The 8,224-nt window shown below is 59.3% G+C and carries 10 protein-coding genes and 3 pseudogenes; 9 read left to right on the top strand and 4 right to left on the bottom strand.

The window, feature by feature from the left end; genetic code table 11:
• Positions 1-149 precede the first annotated feature (149 nt).
• Positions 150-299 (bottom strand): annotated as a pseudogene (locus LB462_RS15115) (DUF736 family protein); the annotation flags it as partial.
• A gap of 455 nt (positions 300-754) precedes the next feature.
• Between LB462_RS15115 and LB462_RS15110 the strand changes: the two are divergent.
• Complete coding sequence (locus tag LB462_RS15110; RefSeq protein WP_224509249.1) at positions 755-931, top strand: hypothetical protein; 177 nt, start codon at positions 755-757, stop codon at positions 929-931.
• Here the strand turns inward: LB462_RS15110 and LB462_RS15105 are convergent.
• The 3 genes and pseudogenes from LB462_RS15105 to LB462_RS15095 form a co-directional block, all read right to left on the bottom strand.
• A pseudogene (locus tag LB462_RS15105) lies at positions 928-1,152 on the bottom strand (zincin-like metallopeptidase domain-containing protein); the annotation flags it as partial. The gene LB462_RS15110 and the pseudogene LB462_RS15105 sit on opposite strands and share 4 nt — an antisense overlap.
• 153 nt (positions 1,153-1,305) lie before the next feature.
• Positions 1,306-2,229: an ArdC family protein gene (locus tag LB462_RS15100; protein ID WP_224509246.1), complete on the bottom strand. Its 924-nt coding sequence runs from the start codon at positions 2,227-2,229 to the stop codon at positions 1,306-1,308.
• 241 nt (positions 2,230-2,470) lie between these two features.
• Positions 2,471-2,830 (bottom strand): hypothetical protein, encoded by a 360-nt coding sequence (locus LB462_RS15095; protein ID WP_224509243.1) that lies wholly within the window; start codon positions 2,828-2,830, stop codon positions 2,471-2,473.
• A 368-nt stretch (positions 2,831-3,198) separates the two neighbouring features.
• Here LB462_RS15095 and LB462_RS15090 point away from each other — a divergent pair, with 368 nt between their 5' ends.
• The 8 genes and pseudogenes from LB462_RS15090 (at position 3,199) to LB462_RS15055 (ending at position 8,221) form a co-directional block, all read left to right on the top strand.
• Positions 3,199-3,444: a type II toxin-antitoxin system VapB family antitoxin gene (locus tag LB462_RS15090; RefSeq protein WP_147834169.1), complete on the top strand. Its 246-nt coding sequence runs from the start codon at positions 3,199-3,201 to the stop codon at positions 3,442-3,444.
• The gene (locus LB462_RS15085; protein ID WP_224509241.1) at positions 3,444-3,881 is read left to right on the top strand and encodes a type II toxin-antitoxin system VapC family toxin; all 438 of its coding nucleotides are present in this window, start codon (positions 3,444-3,446) and stop codon (positions 3,879-3,881) included. Before LB462_RS15090 ends, LB462_RS15085 begins: the two co-directional genes overlap by 1 nt.
• Before the next feature lie 209 nt (positions 3,882-4,090).
• A complete protein-coding gene (locus LB462_RS15080; RefSeq protein WP_224509238.1) occupies positions 4,091-4,759 on the top strand; it encodes a GntR family transcriptional regulator in 669 nt (222 codons plus the stop codon).
• A gap of 168 nt (positions 4,760-4,927) precedes the next feature.
• Positions 4,928-5,482, top strand: a complete 555-nt coding sequence (locus LB462_RS15075; protein ID WP_224509235.1) for a hypothetical protein — start codon at positions 4,928-4,930, stop codon at positions 5,480-5,482.
• Positions 5,479-6,117, top strand: a complete 639-nt coding sequence (gene bioD / locus LB462_RS15070; protein WP_224509232.1) for a dethiobiotin synthase — start codon at positions 5,479-5,481, stop codon at positions 6,115-6,117. The genes LB462_RS15075 and bioD overlap by 4 nt, the downstream gene beginning before the upstream one ends.
• Positions 6,114-7,385 carry an adenosylmethionine--8-amino-7-oxononanoate transaminase gene (locus LB462_RS15065; protein ID WP_224509229.1) on the top strand — a complete coding sequence of 424 codons (1,272 nt, stop codon included), beginning with the start codon at positions 6,114-6,116 and terminating at the stop codon, positions 7,383-7,385. The genes bioD and LB462_RS15065 overlap by 4 nt, the downstream gene beginning before the upstream one ends.
• A pseudogene (locus LB462_RS15060) lies at positions 7,382-7,528 on the top strand (3-oxoacyl-ACP synthase); the annotation flags it as partial. The gene LB462_RS15065 and the pseudogene LB462_RS15060, both read left to right, overlap by 4 nt.
• Before the next feature lie 186 nt (positions 7,529-7,714).
• A complete protein-coding gene (locus tag LB462_RS15055; RefSeq protein WP_224509226.1) occupies positions 7,715-8,221 on the top strand; it encodes a putative pterin-binding protein in 507 nt (168 codons plus the stop codon).
• Positions 8,222-8,224: the final 3 nt, after the last annotated feature.

Here is an 8,224-nt window from a genome sequence, read left to right as displayed (position 1 = left end):
GTCCCGCTGACCGGACAAGCTCGCGGCGGCTCCAAAACAGGGCCGCCGCTACACTTTCCCCTCGGAATTATGCGGGGCAATCCGCAGCCAAAACCCAGAAAGCACAAGCACTTACATCGCTCGCTCCGCATAACAACGGACTATGCATAATCGACGTTACCCGCGTAGATGCGAAAGTGCGGTCCTTTGTCGGATGGGTTGTCGATGCGGGCGATGCGAGCCTTGACGTTGAGCGCGAGGGTGCGGATCGAACCGGTGAAGCCGTTTTCGGTGGAGGTAAAGGTGCCGATGGTTGCCATTGTCATGTGCCTTTCGTTTGTTTCGGGCCGCGCCCTTCGCGGCCTCGATGGCTGTCGCAAGGATCGGTGACGATCGGACCGCACCTGAAAGGCCGCAATGAAATGGAGGGCGGCCGAGTGCAACTTTCTTGTTTCGCGAGGAATGGCGGCGCAGCCGACAGGGGAAGAAAGTTGCACTCGGCCGTTGCGGGAGGACGATCGAGGTGAAGCCGCTCTCCGATCAGACATGCCTCATCGAGCCCGCAGAAGGGCTGGTCAGCGATACCGGGGGACGGGACACGATAATGGTGGCTCGCCAGCAGACTTCGTCGCCCCGACACGGCCCAGCGGCGACCCGCTCGCCTGTCTCTAAGTCACGGCTTCGATTTAGGACGCGACAAACTCGGCCGGCCGGGCAGTTGCCTTCAATCATCAACTCGGTATCGTCGGGCTGCGATTCGTTACCTGGAGGATTTATGCGTCAGCAGACAAAGCCGTTTATCGTTGAAATCAAGCAGTCCCGAAAGTCTAAACCGACCGACCGGAAACCATCCATCTGGGGGAAGCTGAACCTCACGCCCGATGAGCACGCCCTCGCGGAGAGAGAACCCAACGAGCCGTCGGCCGTTGCGGGTGACAACGACCGACCTTAACGTCTCCTACGCAACCGTTCTCTGGTGTCGGCCTGGATGGGCTGGAGACCGTGCAGGAAGCTGACCGTACGCTGGGCATGCGCCCCGGCCTGAAAGATGGCCCGCTTGTCGTCGAATAGGACCTTCAGCCACGAGGCAAGGTAAGAGGCATCGTCCGGCCGTGGCTCCAGCTCCGGGGTGATCCCCAGATCGGCGCATAGGAAGCAGCTTCCAAGCTCGGCGCATTATCTGAACAGTCAAGCTGTCTCCGACGGATTTTGCGGCGGTATTTGCCTGAAGATCCGTGAACTCCGATCGGTATGGGGGCTTGAGACCGATTCGAAGGGTATTGGGAGAGCCTTGCGGCAACCCTACCGATCCAGTTTGAGGGGCGCCTAAGCAGCGCCCCGGACCCCGTGCTGGCGAGCGCCGGACTGCTGCGCGTGCATCCAATCGGCGGTCTGCTGCGCCTTGCTCGCGGCGGTGAAAATGGCGCGCGAGTCGGAACGCAGCACCTCGAGCCAGGAGGCGATGTAGCGCGCATGATCGGGACGCGGCTCGACGCTGAGGTTGAGATCGGCGCAGATCATCGCGCTTATAAGCTCAGCAACGCATTCCTCCATGGCGTAGGCGGACGAACCGAACCGTCCGGATAAATCGCGGTCGAGGCGATGCTTGGCGCCGGAAGCGTGGCCGCATTCGTGGAGCAACACGGCGTAGTAGGCGACCGCGTCGCGGAAGCAAGCAAACTCCGGCATCTGCACATGGTCGGTAGACGGGCGGTAGTAGGCCCGCGATCCGCCGTGGCGGATGTGAATGCCCAGCGCCGCGCAGAAGCGTTCGGCCCGCTCGATCCGCTCGGCCGCGGGCAGTGCCGGAATCGATGGCGGCGCGTAGCCGTCGACTTGAGTACAATTGAAGACGGTGTAGCCGCGGGCGAACAGGCGCCGGGCGGGCTCGTCACGATCGTCGTCGTGTTGGGAGTCCGCCTCGGCACGCCGGTCGGTAGTCTTCCAGAACACGACCAGATGGCCGCGTTCGCCCTTGCGAACCTTGGCGCCGAGCGCCTGCCATTGGCGGTAGGTGCCCCAGATGCCGGCAGGATAGCCTGCAGCGTGCGCCGCGGCCCAGAGCGAGAGGATGTTGACGCCGCGATAAGCCTTGCTTGAGGCGACGTTGACGGGCATGGCGATGGCCGATCCGTCGTGATGCCAGGGCATTTGGTACTCGCCGGCGCCGGCCTCGATGGCGGCGATAATCTGGCTGGTGACGCGCTCGTAGATATCGGTCGGTGTCTGGCGGTTGCGATCTGTGGTCATGGGTACCTCCTTCAGCTCGCCCTCTCCGTCGAGGGCGAGGCGGCAGGGGCAGACGCGGGAAGCCGGCCCGTCACACCCTGTTCTCGGTGCTGGTGCGGAACAGGGTTGATGGGCTGGCAGCGTCTGCCACACCCGAGCCCTGCCTCGACGGGTGAGCTGAAGGAGGCACGACCATGATCGACGCCCGGAACGGCCCGGAAGATTCGCCGCTCTCAGCCGGCGTTGTCTCGCGGCGAGCGCTTCAGGGGGACAACCCTGGCGTCACCAGAAGATCGGGCCAGTTACTGCTGCCGACTTCGATGACGGTATCCCGCTCGACGACCTGCAATGTCAGCACCTGGATGTGCTGGGAGAGCGTGCGGGCGAGGCCGCGTAGTTTGGCGATCTCGGCGCCGCGCACGACCCGCAGCTCGGCGTCGAGCGCACGGACGCGCTCCTTGAGGGCTCTTGGGGAGGATCGCCGGTGACGCGCTTCGGCCGCCCGGAACTCGGCGAGAAGACCGACCGCACGGTTCGCCGTCGCCCGGCTGATGCCAGCCTCACGCGCCAGGTTGAATACAGTGAGCGCGACATCGGTGCGCTCCGGACGGCCGCCGAGCACCCGCTCCTGTCATTGGAAAGCAGCCAGACGTCTCCGTCGCTGACGATCCGGAGCCCGGCCTTCGTCGTTGCCCAGGAAAAGTCCATAGTGAGGATTGCGGAAAGCCGCGATGGGCTCCCGCGTTAGTGCGTCCGCGTTCGATCACCCAACGGACCTTGATCCGGCTCAGGTGATCATGTCCTCCTCACGCGACGATCGGGGAGGAGTGGTAGCGAGATGCACCGGGAGCTTCGCAGCGATCTCCTCGTCGTGAGTTCGTCAAGCAGCTTCAAGCATCCCTTGGCCGCTGGAGTAGTGCATCGCCTTGCTAAGGACGCATATTCAATTTAAGATATTCGCATATTCCAAGTTTACCCACGGAGAACGAAATGTCTCTCTACATTCGCGACAATGATGTTGATGCTCTGGCCGTAAAGGTTCAGCAGTTGACAAAGGCACCAAACAAAACCGAGGCCGTCAGACGCGCATTGCAAAACGAATTGGCGCGCGCCCTAGAAGCTATACCACTGAAGGTTCGAATTAAAGAGATTCAGGACGATGTGAAGGCGAAAATGGGACCAAATAAGCCCGACTTTGACATGAAGAAATACACTGACGAAATGTGGGAAGTTTAATGTTTTTGGATGCCTCCGCTATTGTTGCGATTTGCGCCGATGAGGAAGATGCGGGCTATCTCGTTGCGAAAATTGAGATGGCAACAAAGCCTATCTACTATTCCTCCCTTTCCATGTTTGAAGCGGTCGTGAGTCTCGCTCGTATTGTTTCAATCTCCATTCACGGCGACCAAGAGCCAACGCCGCCGCCCTTGATTGATCAGGCCCAGCAGGACGTTGAGCGATTTTTGGAAACAATCGGGGCCAAGGAAATGCCCGTCAATGGCGGCATGCACCGCAGCGCTATTCTGGCCGCACGGACATTTGGCCGCTTCGTCGCCCATCCAGCACGGCTGAACTTTGGCGATTGCTTTTCCTATGCCTGTGCCAAGGACTATCTATTGCCGTTGCTTTTCAAGGGCAATGACTTTTCACAAACCGACATTGGGGCGGCGTAACGCCGTCGGAACAGCGGCGACGGTTTTGCTCTCGCCCCGCTTCCCAATCCTCCTCCGACGCTAATGCCGACACTTCTTAACCGGCCCTCGAGCCAGCGCCGCACAACTTGCATGACGAAAACCATACCGGTGGCGCATAGACGCTTTATATGTGAAAAAGATTCGCCCCTGGGCTCGACAGGCTCCTGCAAGCAAAATATCTATAATATATGACCGCGCCCAATGCAGACACCATCGCCAACCGCATCAGCCGTATTCTTGCTGACAGGATCGTCACCGGCCAGCTGGAGCCGGGTACGAAACTGCGGCAGGATCACATTGCCGAGGAATTCGGGGCGAGCCATGTGCCGGTCCGGGAAGCCTTCCGCAAACTGGAGGCGCAGGGGCTGGCGGTCAGCGAGCCGCGGCGCGGCGTCCGGGTCGCTTCTTTCGATTTGAAGGAGGTGCGGGAAGTGGCGCTGATGCGTGCCGAGCTTGAGGGTCTGGCGCTGCGGCAGGCTGCCCAACATTTAACATCGTCAATTCTCGAACAGGCTGAAGAGGCAACTGTTGCCGGGGACAATTCGCGCGACGTGCGCTCCTGGGAGGAAGCGAACCGGCGATTCCACCGGCTGATCCTCGTACCATGCGGCATGCCGCGGCTGCTTGCCGCCATCGACGACCTACATTCGGTAAGCGCACGTTTCCTGTTTTCCGCCTGGCGATCCGATTGGGAGGTGCGGACTGATCACGATCATCGCGCTATCCTCAGGTTTCTGCGCCAGGGTAACATTGACAACGCCGTTGCCGTGCTTGAGCGCCACGTCCAGTGGATCGGGCAAAAGCCTGTCAGAAGCGCCACAGGTTCGACGCGAGACGCTTTCGCGATCGTCGGCTAACAAGCCCTGACCTTTAATCCTGCTGCTGTGCGGCCTAAGAAACCCGCTCTAATTTCGAAGGCCGCCTCTTACGTGGTTGCGTTTTCCATCGCGCTGGCTAAAGTTATAGATAAGTATTGATTCTATCTATAATTCCCTTACCCACCTGAGAGTTGAGAAACTCCCCGCATGCCGGAGACGCCAGAGTTGCAACCCATCGATCCAAATACCTCAGGTGCAATTTTTTCAGAAGCCGAAAAAATCTATAATCTGCTATTCGATGAGTTTCTGTTTCCGGCGCACATCGTCCACAGGGCGCAATTCGATTCAAACGCCGTAAAGATGTGCCCACTACTATCCCCGCAATTCATTGGCCAGGTCAGCCATCGCCGTCGGGGGAGTTTCGACCTTGCGGCCTATGTGGATACCATCGCTATCGACGGCAGTGACCCGGTGGATGTCCCCGAGGATATCGGTGCCGATATTAATGTGCGTTCTCCTCGCCGAGCGTTGACCACGATCAGGCGCTCCGCGCCCGCCGTCGCCGTCCTGCACAGCGATCAATCGCAGGACCTGATCAGCGGCCGAGGCAATGCGGCGCTGCCGGGGGATCTGCCTGCTGACCTATCAATGGCAGCCAGCTTGAAACCCATTCCGGCAAAGCCTCCCGGCGGGAAACCTGTCACAGGACAAAGACATCGCAAGGCACTTGCCACACCCCATTCGAGAGCCAGGGCAGCATGACGATGCGTTTTGTCGTGACAGGTACTGACACCAATATCGGCAAGACGGTCTTTTCGGCAGCATTGGCCGATGCGCTTGGTGCCTGCTACTGGAAGCCAGTCCAGTCGGGGCTTGACGGCGAGACGGACAGCAAGACCGTTGCGCGTCTCGGCCGGATCCCGTCAATGCGTATCTACCGCGAGGCGTGGCGGTTAAAGACACCCGCTTCGCCGCATGTTGCCGCCAGAATTGCCGGTGTCCAAATTCGTCCGGAAGCATTGTCCCCTCCGCTATCGCAGTGTCCGCTGATCATCGAAGGGGCGGGCGGCGTGTTGGTCCCTTTAACGGAAAGCCAGGTGTTCGCCGATGTCTTTGCCCGCTGGCGGATACCGGTCATCCTTTGTGCGCGCACGGAGCTTGGAACGATCAATCATACGCTGCTGTCAATCGAAGCGCTGCGCCGCCGTTCCATTCCAATCTTCGGTGTTGCGTTCATCGGCAACGAACAGACCGATACGCTGGAGATCATCCCAAAGCTCGGCAAGGTGACTTGTCTTGGCCGTTTGCCTCGTATCGATCCGCTGACACCTGACGCCTTACGTGAGGCTTTCCGCGTCCATTTCGATCTTTCCTGTTTTCAGAAAGCGGCGGCATGAGACGCTCCCCTGTCTGGCACCCGTTTACGCAGCATGCGCTCGAACCGGCGATGAACCGCATTGTCAGGACAGAGGGCGCTTATCTCTTCGACGATCAGGGCAATGCGGTCCTCGATGCCATCTCCTCCTGGTGGGTGATCACCCACGGTCACCGCCATCCGCTGATCATGGAGGCGATCCGGCAATCCTGCGAGTCATTCGACCAGATCATCTTTGCCGAATATACGCACGAGCCGGCGGAAGAGCTGGCGAAGGGCCTGATCGCCGTTGCCCCTGCCGGTCTTGACCACGTGTTCTATTCCGACAGCGGCTCGACCTCAATCGAGGTGGCGCTGAAGATGGCCTTGGGCTTCTTTCACAATTGGGGCGTGCCGCGCTCGCGCATTGTCGTCATGGAGTATGGCTACCATGGCGATACGATTGGGACGATGTCGGCGGGCGAACGGGGGGTCTTCAATATGGCCTATGAACCCATGCTTTTCGATGTGGACAGACTGCCGTTTCCGGAGCCCGGACGAGAACAGGACACGCTCGACGCCTTCGAGGCATTCTGCCGCGGCGGACAGGTCGCAGCGCTGCTGATTGAACCGCTGGTGCTCGGGGCAGGGGGCATGCTGATGTACCCGGCATCGCTTTTGGCTGAACTGAAAGCGATCGCGGCAAGGCATGGCAGCCTGATGATTGCCGACGAGGTGATGACGGGTTGGGGCCGCACGGGCACACTCTTTGCCTGCGAACAGGCGGACATCACTCCGGATATCCTGTGCACGTCAAAGGGCTTGACCGGTGGGTCCTTGCCTCTGGCCGCGACCTTGTGTTCGGCGGAAATATTCGATGCGCACCTTTCCACCGATCGCAGCCGGACCTTCTTCCATTCGAGTTCTTATACGGCCAATCCGATCGCCTGTGCCGCAGCGCTCGCCAATCTTGATGTCTGGAAAACGGAGCCGGTCATAGATCGTATCCGATCGCTCGGCGCCATGCATGGCGCAAGGCTGATGCGGTTCAGGGCGGACGGCCGTTTCAGCAATGTCCGACAAACCGGGACGATCGTTGCCCTTGTCGTCAATGTCCCGGCGACCGGTTACCTTTCCGATGCGGGGCCGAAGCTCAGGGGATTCTTCAAGGAAAGACATTTGCTCATCAGGCCGCTTGGTAACGTGATCTACCTGATGACGCCCTATTGCGTGACCGCCGACGATCTCGACCGGATCTATGATGCCATTGATGAGGCAGCGGACATAATTATCCAGGGTGGTGTCCCTTGAGTCCGATCAGGGCAAGCCGTATCGCCGGATTTGGCCATTACGCGCCGGAGCGCCGGGTCGAAAATGCGGAAATCGAAAACCAGCTCGGTCTCGGCTGGATCGAACGCCGGACCGGCATCCGCGCGCGGCGCGGTTCGGGTCCCATCAGGAGACAATGTGGGGCTTGGTCTGCCCGCGTGATTTCGCGCGTCCGGTTCTCAAGCTTTTACCTTCGCACTTCGCTAAAGGTCATTGATCGCAATCAGCCATGCAAGGAGGCAAAGCCAAATCATTTTTGATGCCGCTTTAGTCTGTTTGCTCTAATAACCCGAATATAACGGAGATATGCAATGAACTTTATCCGCCCTTTTATCTATATCGCCTTGTCGATCATCACGATTTCAAATGCATTCGCCGGGTCGCTTGCCAAGCCTGAAGGCAAGGCAATTCTGATCGTATCCGGAAAAATCGAAAACACGAACAATGGCTCTGCCGCAGAATTCGACCGGGCCATGCTGGAAAAAATCGGTTTGCAGACCGTCGAAACTGCAACCCCATGGTACGACGCCCGCGTGCGCTTCGAGGGCGTACCGCTCGATAAGCTAATGGAACTGGTGGGGGCTAAAGGAACGAAAGTGACGGCAGTTGCGCTCAATGACTACGTGACCACGATTCCTCTGGATGACTTCAAGAAATTCAAGGTTGTGCTCGCCCTCAAGCGCGATGGAAATTACATGCCCGTCCGCGATAAGGGGCCATTGTTCATCGTCTATCCTTATGACAGCGATCCTCAGTTGCAGAGCCAGACCTATTACACACGATCCGCCTGGCAGGTAGCCAAGCTGATAATCGAATAGAGA

The organism is Phyllobacterium chamaecytisi (assembly GCF_020164455.1).
Classification (GTDB): domain Bacteria; phylum Pseudomonadota; class Alphaproteobacteria; order Rhizobiales; family Rhizobiaceae; genus Phyllobacterium; species Phyllobacterium chamaecytisi.
Note: the sequence above shows the minus strand (reverse complement) of the source record. Positions and strands in the feature narration are given on the sequence as shown.